At 44.5% G+C, this 18,735-nt stretch carries 16 protein-coding genes and 1 pseudogene; 10 read left to right on the top strand and 7 right to left on the bottom strand.

Going from position 1 to position 18,735, the window contains the following annotated elements; all coding sequences use genetic code 11:
• The first annotated feature begins 249 nt into the window (after positions 1-249).
• Together MAS10914_RS0116145 and MAS10914_RS0116140 are read left to right on the top strand one after the other, a co-directional pair.
• The gene (locus MAS10914_RS0116145; protein WP_017316985.1) at positions 250-1,449 is read left to right on the top strand and encodes an FtsX-like permease family protein; all 1,200 of its coding nucleotides are present in this window, start codon (positions 250-252) and stop codon (positions 1,447-1,449) included.
• A gap of 99 nt (positions 1,450-1,548) precedes the next feature.
• Positions 1,549-2,304: an ABC transporter ATP-binding protein gene (locus tag MAS10914_RS0116140; protein ID WP_017316984.1), complete on the top strand. Its 756-nt coding sequence runs from the start codon at positions 1,549-1,551 to the stop codon at positions 2,302-2,304.
• A 180-nt stretch (positions 2,305-2,484) separates the two neighbouring features.
• On the opposite strand, the gene MAS10914_RS0116135 is transcribed toward MAS10914_RS0116140, so the two are convergent.
• Positions 2,485-8,244, bottom strand: a complete 5,760-nt coding sequence (locus tag MAS10914_RS0116135; protein ID WP_017316983.1) for a translocation/assembly module TamB — start codon at positions 8,242-8,244, stop codon at positions 2,485-2,487.
• Between the two features lie 322 nt (positions 8,245-8,566).
• Between MAS10914_RS0116135 and MAS10914_RS0116130 the strand changes: the two genes are divergently transcribed.
• The 5 genes from MAS10914_RS0116130 to MAS10914_RS0116110 all read left to right on the top strand — a co-directional run bounded on the left by MAS10914_RS0116130 (position 8,567) and on the right by MAS10914_RS0116110 (position 11,987).
• Positions 8,567-9,013, top strand: coding sequence for a DUF3110 domain-containing protein (locus MAS10914_RS0116130; RefSeq protein ID WP_017316982.1), 447 nt, complete (start codon positions 8,567-8,569; stop codon positions 9,011-9,013).
• A gap of 125 nt (positions 9,014-9,138) precedes the next feature.
• On the top strand, positions 9,139-10,065 hold the full coding sequence (gene murQ / locus MAS10914_RS0116125; RefSeq protein WP_026082592.1) for an N-acetylmuramic acid 6-phosphate etherase: 927 nt from the start codon (positions 9,139-9,141) through the stop codon (positions 10,063-10,065).
• Between the two features lie 84 nt (positions 10,066-10,149).
• Entirely contained in the window at positions 10,150-10,653 is a 504-nt protein-coding gene (locus MAS10914_RS0116120; protein WP_017316980.1) for a hypothetical protein, read from the top strand.
• Positions 10,654-10,690: 37 nt separating this feature from the next.
• Entirely contained in the window at positions 10,691-11,086 is a 396-nt protein-coding gene (locus MAS10914_RS0116115) for an MAPEG family protein (protein ID WP_017316979.1), read from the top strand.
• A 409-nt stretch (positions 11,087-11,495) separates the two neighbouring features.
• Positions 11,496-11,987 (top strand): YajQ family cyclic di-GMP-binding protein, encoded by a 492-nt coding sequence (locus tag MAS10914_RS0116110; RefSeq protein ID WP_017316978.1) that lies wholly within the window; start codon positions 11,496-11,498, stop codon positions 11,985-11,987.
• A 92-nt stretch (positions 11,988-12,079) separates the two neighbouring features.
• Here MAS10914_RS0116110 and MAS10914_RS0116105 read toward each other — a convergent pair whose 3' ends face one another.
• Complete coding sequence (locus MAS10914_RS0116105; RefSeq protein WP_017316977.1) at positions 12,080-12,637, bottom strand: glutathione S-transferase family protein; 558 nt, start codon at positions 12,635-12,637, stop codon at positions 12,080-12,082.
• 83 nt (positions 12,638-12,720) lie between these two features.
• A complete protein-coding gene (locus tag MAS10914_RS0116100; RefSeq protein ID WP_017316976.1) occupies positions 12,721-13,185 on the bottom strand; it encodes a hypothetical protein in 465 nt (154 codons plus the stop codon).
• Positions 13,186-13,630: 445 nt separating this feature from the next.
• Here MAS10914_RS0116100 and MAS10914_RS0116095 point away from each other — a divergent pair, with 445 nt between their 5' ends.
• Entirely contained in the window at positions 13,631-14,356 is a 726-nt protein-coding gene (locus tag MAS10914_RS0116095) for a tetratricopeptide repeat protein (RefSeq protein ID WP_017316975.1), read from the top strand.
• A 193-nt stretch (positions 14,357-14,549) separates the two neighbouring features.
• Here MAS10914_RS0116095 and MAS10914_RS0116090 read toward each other — a convergent pair whose 3' ends face one another.
• Both MAS10914_RS0116090 and psaM read right to left on the bottom strand, forming a co-directional pair.
• A complete protein-coding gene (locus MAS10914_RS0116090; RefSeq protein WP_017316974.1) occupies positions 14,550-14,954 on the bottom strand; it encodes a slr1601 family putative cell division protein in 405 nt (134 codons plus the stop codon).
• A gap of 236 nt (positions 14,955-15,190) precedes the next feature.
• Entirely contained in the window at positions 15,191-15,289 is a 99-nt protein-coding gene (gene psaM / locus MAS10914_RS0116085; RefSeq protein WP_017316973.1) for a photosystem I reaction center subunit XII, read from the bottom strand.
• 273 nt (positions 15,290-15,562) lie between these two features.
• On the opposite strand from psaM, the gene MAS10914_RS0116080 reads away from it, so the two are divergent.
• Both MAS10914_RS0116080 and MAS10914_RS30305 read left to right on the top strand, forming a co-directional pair.
• A complete protein-coding gene (locus MAS10914_RS0116080; protein WP_017316972.1) occupies positions 15,563-16,855 on the top strand; it encodes an FGGY-family carbohydrate kinase in 1,293 nt (430 codons plus the stop codon).
• Positions 16,856-17,034: 179 nt separating this feature from the next.
• A complete protein-coding gene (locus MAS10914_RS30305; protein ID WP_017316971.1) occupies positions 17,035-17,532 on the top strand; it encodes a septal ring lytic transglycosylase RlpA family protein in 498 nt (165 codons plus the stop codon).
• Positions 17,533-17,698: 166 nt separating this feature from the next.
• On the opposite strand, the pseudogene MAS10914_RS34275 reads toward MAS10914_RS30305, so the two are convergent.
• Both MAS10914_RS34275 and MAS10914_RS0116065 read right to left on the bottom strand, forming a co-directional pair.
• Positions 17,699-17,791 (bottom strand): annotated as a pseudogene (locus MAS10914_RS34275) (ATPase); the annotation flags it as partial.
• A gap of 474 nt (positions 17,792-18,265) precedes the next feature.
• Complete coding sequence (locus MAS10914_RS0116065; RefSeq protein WP_017316969.1) at positions 18,266-18,688, bottom strand: GxxExxY protein; 423 nt, start codon at positions 18,686-18,688, stop codon at positions 18,266-18,268.
• Between the last annotated feature and the right edge of the window lie 47 nt (positions 18,689-18,735).

Raw genomic sequence — 18,735 nt, 5'->3', positions numbered from 1 at the left:
ACTACATAGGGTGCTAAATTTTCCCTTTAAAAAAGGCTTTCCACCACCAGACGGTAGAAAGTCTTTTTTTTAGTATTCGGCTATTTTACACATTTTTTTCATGACCATTGCCCGATTTCAAGGAAGAGTCTATTCTGAAACGATAAATACTGGTTAATCGGGACTAGGGACTAGAGACTAGGGAAGAGCTTTCCCAATCCCCAATCCCCAGTCACCAATCCCCCATTCGCTATTTCCTAACTAAGTTTTATGGCTTCAATTGCTCGTAAGAATTTACTGGAAGACATTCCTCGCTTTTTGGTAGCGCAGGCGGGAATTATGTTTGCCGTTAGCTTAGTCACCATTCAAACAGGTCTTCAATATGGGTTTGCTCGCTCCTCTTCCCTGTTAATCGATCAATCCCGTGCTGATATTTGGGTGGCTTCAAAAAATATGCAGCATTTAGGGCTGACTCTGCCAATTCCTTATGAGCGAGTTGCACAGGCTCAGGAATTGGCAGGTGTAGAAAGAGCTGAAGCTGTGATCATTCGCGGTACGGTTTGGCATGAAGAAGAATCAGACGAGATTACTTCTGTGACGCTGGTTGGTGCCCAACCAAATGGGATGTTATTTTCTCCCTCGAACATCACCCAAGGCAGTTTGAATGACCTGAAGGAACCCTATCGGTTCATTATCGATAAAACTAACTTAAAGTCTATTCATCTACAACAGCTGGGTGAGGTCGGAAAAATTAACGACATTCCGGCAAAGTTAGTCGGTTTCACCAAAGGAACTCAATCTATTATCTTTGGTACTTTGATGTTCACCTCTGTGGTGAGTGCCAATACTTATATAAATCGAGATTCGCAGTCGGTATCTTCTGCAAGTAACGCGCCTTCCTCCACGTCTGATACTGCTCGCGAGTTAACATCAACCGATTCAATTAGCTTTGTTTTGATTAAAGCAAAACCTGGTCAAAACATAGATAAACTCAAGCGGGATTTAGAACAAGCTTTGCCAGAAACCACTGCCTACACTCGCGAGGAGATAGCTGAAATAACACAGATTTACTGGCAGGAACGTTCTGGAATTGGATTTATTCTTGGTCTTGGTGCAGTGGTTGGCGTTGTTGTTGGGGCAGTTGTCGTTAGTCAAATTCTCTACGCTTCTGTCACAGACCACATAAAAGAGTTTGGTACGCTCAAAGCAATGGGGGCATCTGATTGGTTTATTTACAATGTGATTATTGAGCAAGCCCTATGGATGGCAATTTTAGGGTATCTACCGGGAATAGCTCTTTGCTTAGGAGTGGCAGCTTGGACATCAACTACCCAGGGAATTGTCATTCTAATTACACCTGTATCAGCGATCGCTGTTTTCGGAATTACAGTGGTGATGTGTGTCTGTTCTGCTGTTTTTGCCATTCAAAAGGTGACTCGTGTTGATCCAGCGATTGTCTTTAAAGGATAGTTTTCTTGGCAGCCATTACGCAAATAAACAACTCAAAAAGTGATTATTCAGCAGTCGAAAGTACACAACAAATATTTACTGAACAATTGAAAAGTGTGTATGCCCCAAGAATATGAGCAGATGGATGATTCTAATATTCCATCTGATGATGCCAAGAGCGGATATCAAATGAGTTCCACCGCAACAGGCGCAATTGTTGCTGAGGGAGTGGAAATGGTCATCCATTCCAAGCAGCAGCGCCTACACATCCTTAAAGAAATTGACTGGGAAATCCAAAAGGGCGATATAGAAATTTTGATGGGACCTTCTGGATCGGGGAAAACGACCTTACTGACAATTTTAGCTGGACTGCTGACTCCGACAGCTGGCAGTGTGTATCTACTTGGGCAAGAGATTACCAGAATGTCTCGAACTCAACTGGCTCGGTTCCGAAGGCACCAAATTGGCTTTATTTTTCAGGATTTTAACTTGTTTCCAGCAATGACGGCTATTGAGAATGTGGAAGCAGCCTTGAATGTCAAAGGTATTCGCGGAAAGTTAGCACGTAAGGAAGCACAAGCCTTATTGGAACAAGTTGAAATCGGGGATAAAGCAAAGCAACTGCCTCGCGATTTGTCGGGAGGACAGAAACAACGAGTGGCGATCGCCCGTGCTTTAACTGGTCATCCACAGTTAATTTTGGCAGATGAGCCAACGGCTGCTTTAGACTCTCACAGCGGACATGTGGTCATGCAGTTACTGCGCCAATTGGCAAAAGAACAAGGTTGCACAGTCTTGATTGTGACCCATGATCCCCGGATTTTAGATTTGGCTGATCGAGTTGCTTATATGGAAGATGGAGTCCTTAAATATTAAACCTCTTGCATACAATCAAATTTATAAAAATGAAACCACAGATGCACACGGATAAATCATCTGTGTCCATCTGTGTGCATCTGTGGTTCTAAATATCCCTTAATTACACTTTTGCCAAAAATCTATGAAACCAAAAAATTGTGTTTCTCAAAAACCGTTGCCATTGAAATCCATTATGACTTAAAACCGCTTTTGATATTCAATGATTCCGCGATTGTCATCATTAAAATTAGTCGTCGCACGGAGACGAACCTCATCGTTCAGCCGATAGTTAATACCCCATTGGAAGGGGTCGCTATTTGTCAAAATCTTGAGGGTGGAAACAGAAATTCTTTGAGTTATATCAAGTCCAGCCTCTGCTGCCAACTCTAAACTTGAACTGCTCCTACCTGCTTCCAGAGTGTCGGAGATAATAGTTGGGAATAGACGCAGCTCGCTTAAGCCCAATGCAGTTCCAATCTGGTTGAGAGGCTCCTGAAGATTGTTCAGCACAGCCGAACCTGCTATATTAATTAATCCTAAGGTAGTGTCGTTGCCTCGTTCTTGGGTATCTACAAATCCACCCCCAAGTAGGGCAACAATTTCTGTTTCGTTGCGTACGGGAGAGCTTCTCAGTTCGAGATTTTCATCCAGCTTACTGGCAGAACCTTGAATATTTGCTTCGACACGAACAGTTTCTAGGGCTGCCAACCCTGTGATATTGGGTTTGTTGAGGTCAGTAGTTTGAATAACGTCGAGTACTTTGGCAAATAACTGGATGTCTAACTCGGGGTCGCGAGGTTGATTTTCTCTAAAAATAGCCTTATGCCCATAGCCACGCACTAGATTAAACCGAGTCGTAAATAAATTTACACTTCCTTCCTTAAGCCGGATAGTTCCCTCTGGTATTGGCTCATTTAACGAACCGTTGAGGGTCAGGATACCAGTCGCCCGGAAACTAAACATGGGTGGACGGGTTATTTCTATGTTTTTGCCTAGCTGCAACTCTAGGTGATTAAATTTAGTGACTGCATTGTCAGTCTTAGGAGTATCCTGCTTTGTCTGTTTTATGCGTGAGACATCTATATTGCTATCTTCTGGATTACTGCCATTTGTGGATTCTGCGAGTAGCACTTCACCATCAGCTAACTGTAATTGACCGCCAATCATTGGGTTAAGAGCGGAACCAGTCACTTGCAAGTTACCGCTGGCTCCTCCTTGATAAAGCCCCTTAAGATTCAAAGCCAATTGGTCAAGGGTAACGCTTAGGGGATTGTCTATGTTCATTTCTTGACTAGCGACAGGAATCTCCCCTTTTGCCTCTACTTTTCCTTGGTTATTATACTTACCCTGAAGATTTTGTACGGTGATGCGGTCTAAATCAAATTGTACTTTTCCTGTAATATCTGTCAGCTTTCCTGGTAAAGCTTGAGATGAAAAGGTGGCATTGTTGACAGTGGCAATTCCATCTAGTATCGGCTGTTGTTTTGTTCCCCGCACTATGAGGTCTATTTCTCCCTCACCTTTTTCAAAGGCTACTTGGTTAGTCAACAGGTTTAAGACTGCCAGTCCTTCATTTTTCACTTTCACATCCAGATTAATTTTATCGTTGTCTGACTTTACGGAAGCAAAAGGCAGTTGGTAGGGTATGCTACCAGCAACTTTCACCGGTTCTGAGCTAGCAACCAGAACGTGACTGCCGAAGTTCAAGCGACCATTGGTATAACTGAAACTGGCAGTCGCTGAGTCTACTCCTTTTTGATTGAGAGTCCCCTCAGTGATTTGCAATTCTCCCTTTGCCTGTGGATTGTCAATGCTCCCAGCTAAAGCTGCTGTACCGTTGAGATGACCTGTTAAACCAACTGGCAGTTTGACAAAATTATTGAGTACTTCTACAGGGAAATTGAGAACCCGCAATTGACCAGATTGTTCATCACCGCCAATGTTACCTGTGAAAGCGATGAGCCTGTTCTTAGACTCAATTCGCAAAGGTAGCAACTTGAGAACACCGTTTTCAAATCTGCCTTGAGCAATCACCTGGTCTGCTTTATACAAACCTTCCGGTTCATCTCCCCTCCCCCAAACAAAGTTTTGACCGTTTAAATGAAAGCTCACATCCAGTCCGTTAGCTGCTGCAGTATCGATAGATACTTCGCCATTGAAAGTTCCGTTTAAATCTGCCAAATCCGGTATGGGAGAAGCTTCACGCCGCTGTTGTTGCTGTTTTACCAACAGATCTTCAATTTCAGCCAAGCGTTGAAGTTGGGTAAGCAAAGGCTGCTCGGAAAACCCTACTGACTTAGTGGAACTCAAATCCTCTGCTGTACCGGAGTTGGGCTGTGTCAAACCGCGTTGGACATCTTGTAATTCATATAACTGTAATGCAGTCAGGACATCTTGAACTTCACCTTGGGTAACGTTAAGTTTACCTTTGATTTGCGGACCTTGAGGAGTTTGGGTCAAAGTTCCTGCTAAGGCGTAGCGACTGACACCTTTGACAAATTCGCCTTTTGTGATACTTGTCTGACCATCACCATAGCGAAACTGTGCATTGAGGTGATCGCCTTTGATGTGACCAAGTTGAGGCTTGGCAATTGCAATATCCCCAACTGCCGCAAATGTCTTTTGATTGACCTGAAAATCCCCAGTCAAAAATCCAGCAATTGCACCCCTACCAAGGTGAGTATTAGGAGGTGGAGTCAAATTCAATATCGCCAAGGGGAAGTTTTCCACTTTCATTGCCAAATTATCCCCTTGAGTTTGACCGCTTGCTAATGCATCCTGCCATCGCACCAAGAATGTAGAGACGTTCCATGGAACGTCTGTACGTCGATTTTTGGGGTCTGCGTTGAGAGCAATGCGGTCCCGGTTGCCTGCGACATCTAAATTTAAACCCTGTCCCTGTACCAACTCGATGTTTCCAGTTAATACCGGCTCAAAAGGGAGTTGATTCACCATGAAATCTCGCAACCTCAGTTGCCCTTGTATATTTGGCACTGCTAGCTTGCCGCTGATTCTTCCGCCAAAATCAGCTTTCCCGGCTAAAGCTACAGCATTGGGCAACTGCATTGGCAACTTTTGCAGATTGTAATTTTGTGCCTGAACGTTGAGATTTAATTCAGTAATTTCTGGTAAACCAGACGCGCCATGGCGCGTCTCTACAACTATGTAACCATTGGCATTCAAATCTGAGGATGTGGCTCTCTCGACAAGCAGCTTTTGTCCATCCCAGCCAACCACGGCTGTCAGTGGTTGCTCAATGCCAGCAATACCTTGGGAAAACTGCACCTGACCAGAGGCACGCACATTCTGTAGAGACGCCCCATGGGGCGTCTCTACCGTGCCTGCGACCTGCATCCTCCCGCCAAACTGACCCTGCAACTGCGGCGACAATCGTTTTAATTTCACACCAGAAGCATCAACCATAGCCTGATAACGACCGTCTGCCACTTGGATCTGGTCAGCGGTCACTGTGCCACCTGCAACATTAAGTCGTGCCTGACCAGTGGCTTTCATAGCTTGTAGCGCAGAAGAACCAGCTACACCTGTAACATTGAACTGACCTGTCAAATTTACGTGAAACTGCGGTGGTAATTGTGTCAATCGCTGCATTGGTACATTTTTTGCTTGCAGTTGTGCTTGATATTGACCATCCGCTAGTTGAATATTAGAAGCCGTGACTGTGCCACTACCAAAATTAACGCGTGCTTGTCCCGTGGCTACAACAGCTTGTGGTTGGAAGGATTCAACTGAACCAGCAACGTTGAATTGACCAGTTAACCTTCCCTGAAATTGCTTGGGTAATTGTGCTAATTGTCGCAAGTTTACATCATTGGCTTGTAGTTGCGCTTTATACAACCCATCTGCCACTTCAATATTGTCAGCTGTCACTGTGCCACCACCAACCAATAGGCGTCCCTTGCCAGTGGCACGTAAGGTTTTGAGGTTGAAAGCGTCTGTATTTCCGGAGACTTGGAACTGACCCGCTAATGGTCCGCTTATTGTTTGGGGCGCTTGTTTTAGCAAGCGCCCCAACTGCACACCGTTAGCAACTAATTGGGCAGAAAAGCTTTGCTCGCCAAATTGAATGTTAGAAATACCAACTGTGCCACCCGCAAGGCGAACTTTTGCGTTCTCTGGACGAATTTTGGCAATTGTAAATGGGGCTGAGGTTCCTGAGAGGATGAGACGACCGTTGAAGCGTGCGTCGTCAAGAGATACGTTTTGTAGTTGATTGGAGTTGACAAAACGTTGCACCTGGACTTGGGAAGCATCGGCGACTGCTTGCCAATGCTGATTAGCCCAACTCCCAGCAACCCGCACTGTACCACCAGCGACGCTGAGAGCAACATTACGGAAAGAGACAGTTTTGTCTGGGGCGACGATAGTTTCTCCGCTTCCGGGGTAGGTTGCTTGGGGTGCTTGCCATTGCACTGTTGTTTGAATATTGTCTTCAGTGCCAGTCAGTTGAGCTGTACCTAAGACATTACCAATTTTGAATGCTGGTTTTGTGTCGTAAAGAAGGGCAATTGCATCCCCTGGAACGTTCTTTGCTGTTGCATTAAAGTTCAACTTGGGGATTTTGTTCACAAATTGAATCGTCCCAGCGCCTGTAATTTCACCGCCTACTGTGGCTTTGCCTTGAATATTTTTAACATTAATGATAGAAGCAACAGGAGAGAACTCAAACTGGGCGCGGATACTATTAAAATCAACTTTGTCAATTTTTGCTCTTTTGATCGTGGCAACTGTACCGGAGAGAATAGGATGAGTAATTTGTCCAACAAGCTGTAAATCTGCTTTGACTTCTCCAATTGTTGGGATGGGCAATTTTACGTTGAGAGTTTCTCTGGCACTTGCCACATTCACCGAATTCACACGCGCTGCTAACTTGTAGCCTGCTTTGGAGTCAACAATGCCGTTCGCTATTAAGGGAATTTTGCCATAACCAGCGGTGACATTCTCTAACTGAATCTGGTTTCCTTGAAAGCTTAGGTTCCCTTGAGAATTGATAAACGGTTGTGGCACTCGGGGTACTTGAAGTTGAACCCCTTGCACATTCGCATTACCAAAAATGAGCGGGTTTTGCTGTTTTTGTTTCAGTTGGATGTTGAGAATTTTCAACTCACCCTGAACTCGACCTGCCTGTAATTCCACAGGTAACTTAACGAGGCGAGAAACATCAGCAGCAAGAAAATTTTTCGCTCGCAGCAACTCTAAGTTAACTTCTTGTGTCTTTGGACTAAGGTCTCCCTGTATAGAAATGCTCCCACCACTATCTGGTTGCCCACCCAAATTAAATTTAATGAGTTGGTTGTTTTTTAAGAGTTGGGCAATTCCGTTGATTTGTGAAAATGCAACGGGAGAGGGAGATGAGGAAGTGGGGGAAGATGAGGCAGTATTTTCTCCCCCTACTTCCCCTACTTTCCTCTGCTGCGGTACCAACACCAGCTTGGCATTACGAAACCGCAGTTTGTCCAAATCAGTTTTAATTGCTCCCTGTTTACCTGGCGGCGTTATGCTTGTGACAATCCAGCGCCCTTGTTCATCCTGTTCAATGTAAACATTCGGGTTGACCAAAGTGACATCCAGCTTTAGCCTCCGACTCAATAGCAACTGCAATGGGTCAAAACCTACTTCCACAACCTCGACTGTCACCCTGTCGGGATCTGTAGGTGTTGCTGGAATGGCTGAAGTCCCAAACTTGACTCCCGTAAGCGAAAGTTCTTTGACTTCCCCCAGTTTGACTGGACGGTTCAGTGTAGTAGTAATATTGCTTTGGGCCAGTGGCACTAACTCTTTATGAATAAAACTCCACAGTCGCCAAGCACCGCATACAAATCCAACTAGCAGAATTCCGCTTAAGGCAATGCCACTACGACTTAAAATCAGTAACCATTGACTTTGATCATGAATACGGGGGGATTGGGAGTGATGATCGGGATTACAAGCTTTGGTCATGTCGTCTCACTACTGACTCACCGAAACAGTTCTGAGTGACGAGTGCCAAGTCCTCAGCACTGATGAACGGATATAGCTGCCACAGTTATAGAACTAACTGGCTCACTTGGCTACGCCTACTCCAGGATAACCGACGATACTAAATACGGAAGTAGCAATCATGCTTAAAGGTAGATGTGTCATCTGACGCTTCTACTTATGGTGATATGAACTGTGTTAGCTAATATTAAGAATTTATAAAAAAATGAGAATTCTTGCCTCGACTTTTCCTTGGACATAACCTAGAACTTTAATTAAAAATAGATCCAACATGGAAGGATAGATGATTACACCTATGCGTGTTTTTGTATTACTATTTAACGCTCGGACAGAAAATGAAGGGATTCACACAATTCGGGTGGGCGATGGGCTTAGCCCCGCCTCCGGCGCTCGCAATAAGGTTCTGATGTTCGAGTCAGAAGACGACGCTGCACGGTTTGCACTGATGCTAGAAGCTCAAGATTTCTCAGCACCAACCGTAGAGGCGATTGATTCAGAGGAAATTAAGGAATTTTGTCAAAGTGCGGGCTATGACTGGGAAATTGTCCCCAATAACGGGGGTTTGGCAATTCCTCCAGAAATCAACGTTGAACAAACAGACTGGAAACCAGAATCCGAAGAGGATGTTGCTGAGGAAATCCTCCCTCGTAACGAGGAGTCACAGGAAAAACCAGAATTATCTGAGTCGGAACTAGACAGCATTCGTCGCAAACTAGAAGGATTGTTGTAATGTGTCATGAGTCATGAGTTAGTGGTTAGTAGATAGTGGGTAGTGGTTAGTGTTTTTTACAACCAACAACTAACAACTAACAACTAACAGCCAACAACCAACAAATGACCAAGGACAAAGGACAAATGACAAATTTGCAGGGGCGCGGGCATCTTTTAACAGAGCAGGTAAATCCTGATAGTCTTAACCTAGACCAGATCAGTTCTCTAGATTTGGTGGAACTGTTTAATCGCGAAGACACAAAGGCAGTAGCTGCGGTAGCCGCTGCTAAACTTCAATTAGCTCAAGCGATTGAACGCACCGCAGAACGATTGCGTCATGGAGGACGCCTGTTTTATCTTGGAGCAGGGACAAGTGGTAGGTTGGGGGTGTTAGACGCCGCAGAGTGTCCGCCTACTTTTTGTACGCCCCCAGAGATGGTACAGGGAATTATTGCTGGCGGTGCAGCCGCACTAGTACGCAGTTCTGAGGATTTGGAGGACAGCACCCAAGATGGTGAGGCGGCGATCGCTCAACGACAAGTGACGCAACTTGATGTGGTGGTTGGCATTACGGCGGGTGGGACAACGCCTTTCGTCCACGGCGCGATCAGTGCGGCTCGTGGGCGAGGTGCCACTACTATATTTATAGCCTGCGTCCCTGCTGAACAAGTCAGCTGTGATGCCGATATTGATATTCGCCTGTTGACTGGACCAGAAGTACTTGCTGGTTCAACTCGCCTGAAAGCTGGTACGGCGACGAAACTCGCTTTAAATATTCTTTCTACAGGTGTCATGGTCAAGCTGGGGAAAGTTTATGGCAATCGCATGGTGGATGTGGCGGTAACAAATAAAAAGTTACGCGATCGCGCTTTGCGAATTTTACAAGACCTCACAGGCTTAGGTCGTGAAGCCGCAGGTTTGTTATTAGAACGTAGTGGTAAATGGGTAAAGTTGGCACTGTTGATGCATTGGACTGATTTGGAAAAACAGGAGGGTTTACAACTCCTGTCAAAATACCAAGGTAATCTTCGGGCGGCTGTTGCTAGTTACAGAAACAACAGTCCATCTTGAGAATTCCACAGAACAAATAGCTTACAGGGAACTCCCCTGCGTCTGTTACAATAGCTAGGTTGTTTAATCTGATTTTGTCCGTCTTTGAGCCAGTCAACAGACCTTATCAACGTCGATACATTAGCGCAAGAACTGGCGACAATCCAGCAAACGGGTTCCAAGCGAATCGCGTTGCTGGGTTCACGTCATGTCCCAATTACCCATCAGAATCTCATTGAGATGATGACCTATGCCCTAGTTTTATCAGGCAATCGGCTCATCACCTCCGGCGCTACGGGTACAAATTCAGCTGCTATTAAGGGAGCAATGCGGGCTGATCCCAATTTTTTGACGGTGATTCTACCTCAAAGCTTAGAACGCCAGCCTAATGAATCGCGCCAGCAACTAGAACAGGTAATGCATCTGGTGGAAAATCCTAGTAATGACCATCTGTCCCTTGCTGAAGCTAGTTACTTGTGCAATCAGGAGATCGTCTCCCGCTGTCAGCAGCTTATATGTTTTGCGTTTCATGACAGCGGCATCCTACTGCAAACTTGTAAAGATGCAGAAGAACAAAGAAAGGTGGTGACATTATTCTACTTTGATTAATCATTTGTCATTTGTGTTTGACTTGTGTGTTTGACTAATGACTATTTTTTTGTACTCTATTGCTGCTGCTGCTGTACTGATTTACGTGCCGTTTTTGGTAGTCACTTATGCCCGTGCCCAGGTTGGGTACGATATATCTGCTCCCCGTGCCATGTTTGACAAACTACCACCATACGCCCAACGAGCTACTTGGGCACACCAAAACTCGTTTGAAGCGTTTATGATTTTTACCGCAGCAGCATTGATGGCATACGTAACGGGTGTTAATTCTCCACTAGCTATAGGGGCGGTTATCGCTTTTCTCCTGGCTAGGTTGCTATACTCGATCTTTTATATTTTGAATATACCCGTTTTACGCTCTCTCATGTTTGCCGTAGGCTCCCTTGGGTCTGCCACTCTCATTGTCCTCAGTATCATTCAAACAAATACCTAATTGGCAAAGTGAGGACTAGTACCGCTGCGCGGAAGTCAAAAGTCAAAAGTCAAAAGTCAAAAAGCTGATTACGTGGGCTTTTCGCTGTTTTGGAATGGTAGCTTTGTTTTCGCCGCGTTGTACTAGTTAGTGGTTAGTCGTTAGTAGTTTATTGGTTATACCAATTCTATGTGAGGTCGCGCTTTATTCAACTCACAAGCAAAAGCTTGGACGGCAGTCGCTACAACGGAGGGAACCTCCAAGGGCGCGCTGCCTCGGCTACACAAACAAAGCCTACAGAGGCAGGCTAATTCAGCGGATCTTCATAGAGAAACGGTATTAGTAGAAAATTCAATAATCACTACCAACTAACAACTAACAATGACTAATGACTCATCCAAAATCCAAAGTCTAAAATCCAAAATGTTTTATGGCTTCAACCTATTCCTTTGACATTGTAAGCGACTTTGACAGACAAGAATTGGTTAACGCTGTTGACCAAACTGTACGAGATATTAAAAGTCGTTACGACCTCAAAGATACTCAAACAACTGTTGAGTTAGGTGAACAAAATATTACTGTGAACACTGACAGTGAGTTCACTTTAGAATCCGTACATAACATCCTGCGCGAAAAGGCTGCAAAGCGCAATCTCTCCCAAAAAATCTTTGATTTTGGCAAAGTAGAATCATCTAGCGGGAACCGAGTTCGTCAAGAAATCAAACTTCAAAAAGGTATCAACCAAGAAATTGCCAAGCAAATTTCCAAGTTGATTCGCGACGAATTCAAAAAGGTGCAAGCCTCAATTCAAGGGGACGCTGTGCGTGTTACCGCTAAAAATAAAGATGACTTGCAAGCCGTTATTCAAAGGCTCAAGCAAGAAGACTTGCCTGTTGCTTTGCAATTTACAAACTACCGCTAGGGGATGTTTTTAGGAATGTAGGGGTGAATTAAATTCAAAATTCAAAATTTTCAATTAAAAAATAACTTTGAATTTTGAATTTTTCTACATCCTTACCCACCGCGTGCGCCCATACTCTTTTGAAAAGCTGGACGCTGAGATAGCCGCTTGATGTATTCCAATACTGCTGGATAGGCGCTCAAATCTAGCTTAAGCATGATGGGAATGAAAGATAGGACAGATCCCACAGCCACGTCAGCAACCGTGAATTCTTCGCCCAGCAAGAAAGGTTGACGCCCAAAAATTTCATTTAGAGAAGTCATCAAGTGGGGCATTTCCCGCTCTCGGTTTGCTTCTACAAAAATTCCTGGTCCTAAGGTAGCATTGGCAAACAACACCCACTGAGCGAATTTAGCCCGTTCTTCTATAGTGGAGGTTTTGCCATACTTCTCGGCGAGATACAGCAAATTTGCCCCTGATTCCCAAAGCCGGAAATCACCATCAACAATTGCTGGAACCTTGCCTATTGGGTTAATTGTCAAGTAGTCAGGCTGGCGGTGTTCACCTGCTTGCATATCAAGTTTGACAAATTCGTAGGGAACTCCCAGTTCCTCTAGATACCACTGGATAATGGATGCGCGACTACGTGCGCCGCCGTAAAGTTTTAACATAATGGCTCAATCAGTTCATCATGAACAGTCATAATTCCTCAGGAATTATATGGTATTTTTTTAGACTTCTGAGTGAAAACTGATTAAAGAACTTTGTGAGTGTGGGAATGCTGTTTAACGTTGTCTTCCTTTGTGACAACTCGTGAGGCATTCAGCACCCGCTTGCGTTCAATAGAATATTTAAACTCAGTATACGTTGTGCCTAAAGGAATCAGAGATTTAGCTGCTTCACGACGCTTGTATGTGCGAGCAGCGGCGAATGCCCGTTCGATAAAATCTTCACCAAACTCAGCCGTCTGGGGAAACCCTGGCGGAATTTGAGGTTGCTCTTCGTCCAACACTGTTCCTAGAGTTGTGGCATAGGCGAACTTAAAGGAGGTAGGAGTCCCTTTAACTAGCGTTTCCAATGATGCAGAGGGAATAGGTTCTATAACTTCGATTTGATGAACTTCTCCGTCCTCTTTAACGAAGCAGGTTGCCAAGCCGATGACAATGTAATCATCGGCTGTTAAGTCGGGAGCATTGGGATAAGAAGTGACAGTTGCCATAAGAAAATTTTATCAAACCTTCAAAAAATCTAGAATTCAGAATTTTGAACTCAGTATTCAGAATGTCTTTATTCTTCTGCCTTCTGACACCTGAGTTCTGACTTCTTTCCTCATAAAGGCATTTTATCAACTTGTCGCTCACACTACTTGAATAGTCTACAAGATTGATATTTGCTGTATCTGGAATTTAACTTGGGGAAGACGTATCAATTATTAGATTGAAGCATCAATTGGGTATGGTGTGCTTTTATCTGGCGAGAGAGCCGAAAGCGTCATATGGCTCTTGCAGGTATAAACTCTCACGGATTACGTTTGATTGCATTTAGCTTTAATGCTTGTGGCTCAAGACTCACAGACACCTTAACAAGTGACACAGTTAGAAAACCACAATAACGGGGAACCCTATAAGTTGATCTCACAGAGCAAGTAGCTCAGGTAGGAATATATGAACAGTCACTCATTTTTACCCTTTGGTGACAAGCAAAATCACCGCAACCCATTTGCCTTGAACAATACAAACATACTACAAAAGCAAGGGGCTAACGGTAGCAGCAAATCTGCTTTTGGAGACAGCTACTTGCGCTCTTATGCTCTGACAAAAGCCCGACAAGGAAATTACATTGAGGCGATCGCTTTACTAAGTCAACTCATTCATCGTCATCCCCACAATGCTATTGATTACAACAACCGAGGGCTAATTTACTTCCAAAGTGGAGAAACGCAAAAAGCCTTTTGCGATTATAACACAGCGTTGCAACTTAATCCTAAATTAGCGAGTGCCTACAATAATCGGGCAAACTACTATGCAGCTTGTGGGGAATTAGTAGCAGCGATTGCTGATTACGACCGAGCGTTGGATTTGAATCCCAGTCATGTCAGAGCGTGGATTAACCGAGGCATTACCTTACGCGATTTGGGGCAATACGAGGAAGCAATTGAGAATTTTGAGGTTGCTCTGCTTTTCGGTCAATTAGAAGGGCACATTATAGCAGAACGAGGTAGAACTTATCATCTATGGGGCGACTGGAATTGTGCGATCGCCGATTATCGTCGAGCCTTGAGTCAACTGCCTTTTCCTGGCTTCAAGAAGGAAGATCCTGGTTCGCGCTTGCGTTTACAAGTTGAAAATTGGCTACACGAATTGCTGCGTCCACAGCATTCTCACTGGTAAATTGTGAACTCATCGCCACTTTTATGGCGCATTCATGAAAAGCAGAGTACGACACATCCTGATAACTGCCGATGGCTAATAGATGATAACTACATAGCTCCCAAAAAGTGAGCTACTAGCTATTAACTATTAGCTATTTGTCTTGTTGCTAGCTCCCAAATTTATTTGTCGGGTAATAATGATCAATTTGGAATTAGTTTGATTGTGCTTGTTCAATTTCAGTCATATCCTTTTGGAAGACGACCTGACGCTGGTTAGGGTCAAATCGATAGCCCTGTTCTTGTCTAATCATATTAGCTTGGCGTGGATCGAAGTTACGGCTAAATTCCGTCTGTAACTGATATACGCGTTCTTCCATCTGCTTCACATCAATGCGGATGGCTCGTAACTTATCTTGCTGCGACCAATGATAAGGCAAAAGTTGTATCAAAGCGGATATTGCTGCGCCTGAAATGACAAGATTAACCCCTATCTTGGCTATGGTTTCCAGCGCCATCACTTGATAAGAGCGTTGGCGAAGACGCCGCTTTGGTCGAGGGGTAACTCGATGGGTTTGTATCGGTTGTAGCGGAGGTCTAGAGGGTTGAAATGCGTTCATGGTGATCAGAAGAATCGGCTAAATGAGCGGACACACCACAAAGAGCACACCTGCACTAATTGCGGTTTTGTTTAGCTGTCATATTACTTTATTTTTTTGCACTTGGTACACGGGTGATTTGTCAAATAATAAACCTGACATTTGTACGTGTACAGTCTCAAGCAAAGTTACGAAACCAAGCCGCAAAAGCTTGAGACTGCACCCCGTACTGCCAGGTTTACTAACTCTTCAAGGTGTTATGAGTTGTAAAGTGTTGTTGCCAGTCGCCAAGCCAGAATGCCTGGAATCAGCGCGACAACAAGAGCAATGTAGACTTGAGTATCTGATATAGACATCGTTGAAAACCTCCTAATCTCAGCAGATTTTGAACATTTCGTTTACTACTTTTCCCTGTTTTGCCAAGATTGGGGAATAGGTTGTTACAAGATGAAACAAATACAGCAGAATTCAGAACTCAGAAGTCAGAAGTAAAATTATCTCTGTCTCTGGCTTTTAGAGAAAGCGCGTTGTACTTCACCTACTTGCAATGTGCTGTAAGTTGTACAGAGCGCTATGTTGCTTCTGTAAATTAGTCAAAAGTCAAGATTTTTAAAAAAAATTATTAAACTATGGGTTTGTATCTAGGAATTGACTTTGGCACCTCGGGTGCAAGGGTTGTGGTGATTGACGAGCAAGCGTGTATTCAGGCGGAAGCAAGGTATCCGTTTGAAATGTTAGATGTCTTAGACTTGGCAAGTTGCTGGGAGACAGCTTTGTTGACCAGCCTATCGCAAATTCCTCAAGAATTGCGGCGAGAAATTAGGGCGATCGCTATTAACGGTACTTCTTCCACCGTCCTGCTCTGCGATGCTGTTGGCAAACTTGTGGATGCACCACTACTGTACAACGATGCACGGGGAGCGGCGGTGATAGAGCAGTTGAGAAAAATAGCGCCAGCGAATCATACAGTGTTAAGTGCTACTTCTAGCCTTGCTAAACTTCTGTGGATGTCGCAGTTACCCTCTTTTGCTAAAGCCAGATATTTCCTACATCAAGCCGACTGGCTAGCATTTCTCCTGCATGGACAATTAGGTGTTACTGACTACCACAATGCATTAAAGCTGGGTTATGACGTGGCAGAGTTAGAATACCCAGAATGGCTGGAAAAGCTAGAAATAGCAATTCATTTACCTAAAGTCGTCACACCTGGGACTCCCATTGCTGAATTACGCACTGAGATTGCGACTCAGTTCGGTTTTCGTCGAGATTGCTTGGTGTGTGCTGGGACAACAGATAGTATTGCCGCTTTTGTTGCTAGTGGTGCGAAATTCCCAGGTGAAGCAGTGACTTCCCTTGGTTCAACACTGGTGGTGAAGTTGTTGAGTCGTACCCGTGTGGAAGATGCGAGGTACGGGATTTACAGCCATCGCTTGGGAGATATGTGGCTCGTTGGGGGTGCTTCCAATACTGGAGGTGCAGTGCTGCGGCAATTTTTCACTAACGCTGAGTTAGAAAGCTTGAGCCATCAGATTAATGGGTCGAAAACCTGTGAGTTGGATTATTATCCGTTATTGAAGGCTGGGGAACGCTTTCCGATAAATGACTCCAATCTAGCGCCGCGACTGGAACCTCGTCCAGCTAGTGATGTGGAATTTTTGCATGGGTTGCTGGAAAGCATTGCTCGGATAGAAACAAGAGGGTATGAATTGTTACAGAAATTAGGAGCCGACCGATTAACCCGCGTTTATACGGCTGGTGGTGGTGCGGCGAATCCTACTTGGGCTGCAATTAGGGAGCGTCTTTTGCAGGTTCCTATGGTGCGTCCTGTGAATACAGAAGCGGCTTATGGGACGGCGCTTCTAGCGATGAGAGGGGTAGAAGAAGGGGTTTTATGTCCACAGGTAGAAGTGCAGGAAAAGTAATAAGACTATTTTAAAAAAAAAGGTTTTACAGCACATTGCAAGTAAATGAAGTACAACGCGCTTTGTCTAAAAGCTAGACACTGAGCAAATTTTACTTCTGACTTCTGAGTTATGACGGATGTATTCTCCTGTATTTTGCATAAACGTCGAGCCGCAAGTCATACATGAGAGGTCTGTTTATGCGTTCTTTATCATTTAGAAAAATAACTTCAATCTTTTTATCGTTTCACCTGCTTGTCATCCAAGCGACATTTATTGCAGTCGCCGTCGTATTGACGAGTTGTGCCTCAGAACCCGGTTCTCAGTCAGTTCAGGATTCTAAACAGGTCAAGGAGACACAGTCGGGACTGGCAACCTTTATTGGCGAATCATTTGAGGGGAAGAAAACTGCTAGTGGCGAGATCTTAAACTTTGATAAGAAGGAGCTTGTGGCAGCGCACCCGTCATATCCAATGGGTACAGTTGTACGGGTAACAAATCTGGACAATCAGCGTGTAGCTGAGGTTCGGGTTATCGACCGCTCCTCCACACCGAAGAATCGAGAGGAAGGTGTCATTATTGACGTGTCACCTGTAGTTGCCGAGAGACTGGGGTTTGTTAAGGAAGGTAAAGTGCGTGTCCGTACCGAGGTGCTTGAATGGGGAGACAAAAGCCCTGATAAAAGCCCTGACAAATAACTCGGTATCTATCTAATCTGATATTCTGATAGAAAAACTTCTGGATCCACTTTTAAATAATTCGTGTCAAAATGCGTTCGCCTCAAAACTCCCCTTCCCCCGCCACCCTCTGCAACGCCAACAAAGCAGCACCATAAGCAGGTTCATGTCGAGGAAAAATCACTTTTGATTGACCACAACCTAGCACTTTATCTGTCTCATCCATTAGGATGCAAACAGTTTTGCTTCCGCCGCCATCAATTCCTAAAACGTAGCTCATATTTGTCTATCTTGGATGTCGCAAGAGGACTCCCGTTACAGGCTTCGCCTTAAGGGTGAGATGAATTGCGACCAATAAAAAACATGGCTTCGCAATACCTTGGTGTAGTAGAATATACTTGCCACCAAAAAAGTTAGGGTTAGGCAAGATTGGTGTTTCTCCACCAGACAACTCGCATCACCAAAAAGAAATACCTGATTAACAGGGGGGTCGAATGTTGTGAATCAGACAAACGATACATCAGAATAAGTATTTTGTGACTGCGGTCGGGCAGCCCGTGGTAGTAAAACAGATGCTTGTGGAGGGGAATCTGTCGGGGTCAGTGCCTGTGGGAGAGTTTTTAACTGGTTATACCACAGTGGGCTAGAAAAACCTGTTGAAGCAAGAATCTCCCTTCACAGGCGAAGCCTTGAAGGTGAGAGTGTCAAAAGAAATGAACCGCCAAGACGCCAAGAACGCCAAGAGAAGAGAAGATTAAGAGAGGATAATGCGTTTGATACCTTCTTTGAGAACAGGAACGTTAAAGTTGATGAGAAGAGCGAGGGGATGATTGGTCATTTTCAGATACGAGATGACTTGGGATTCGTGAATGGGGGCTAAATTTTGAACGGCTTTCAATTCCACAATTAAAACATCGCCAACGAGAAAATCCAATTGTCCCTCGCCAACAGGACGCCCTTTGTAGGTCACTCCTACTGGGTACTTGGGTTGATGAGGTATCCCACGTATCAAAAATTCCAAAGAAAGAGCCTTTTGATACACCTCTTCCAAAAATCCTGGACCCAAAACCCGATGCACCTCAATCGCCGCACCAATTACAGCATACGCTAACCTATCGACTTCCTCACTTGGCTCTTTTTTCTTGGCGTTCTTGGCGTCTTGGCGGTTCATTTCCATAAAACACTCCTCAACCCTGTGGCAAAATTTATAAAAGTCCTTCCACA

The organism is Mastigocladopsis repens PCC 10914, from assembly GCF_000315565.1.
In the GTDB taxonomy this organism is placed as follows: domain Bacteria; phylum Cyanobacteriota; class Cyanobacteriia; order Cyanobacteriales; family Nostocaceae; genus Mastigocladopsis; species Mastigocladopsis repens.
Note: the sequence above shows the minus strand (reverse complement) of the source record. Positions and strands in the feature narration are given on the sequence as shown.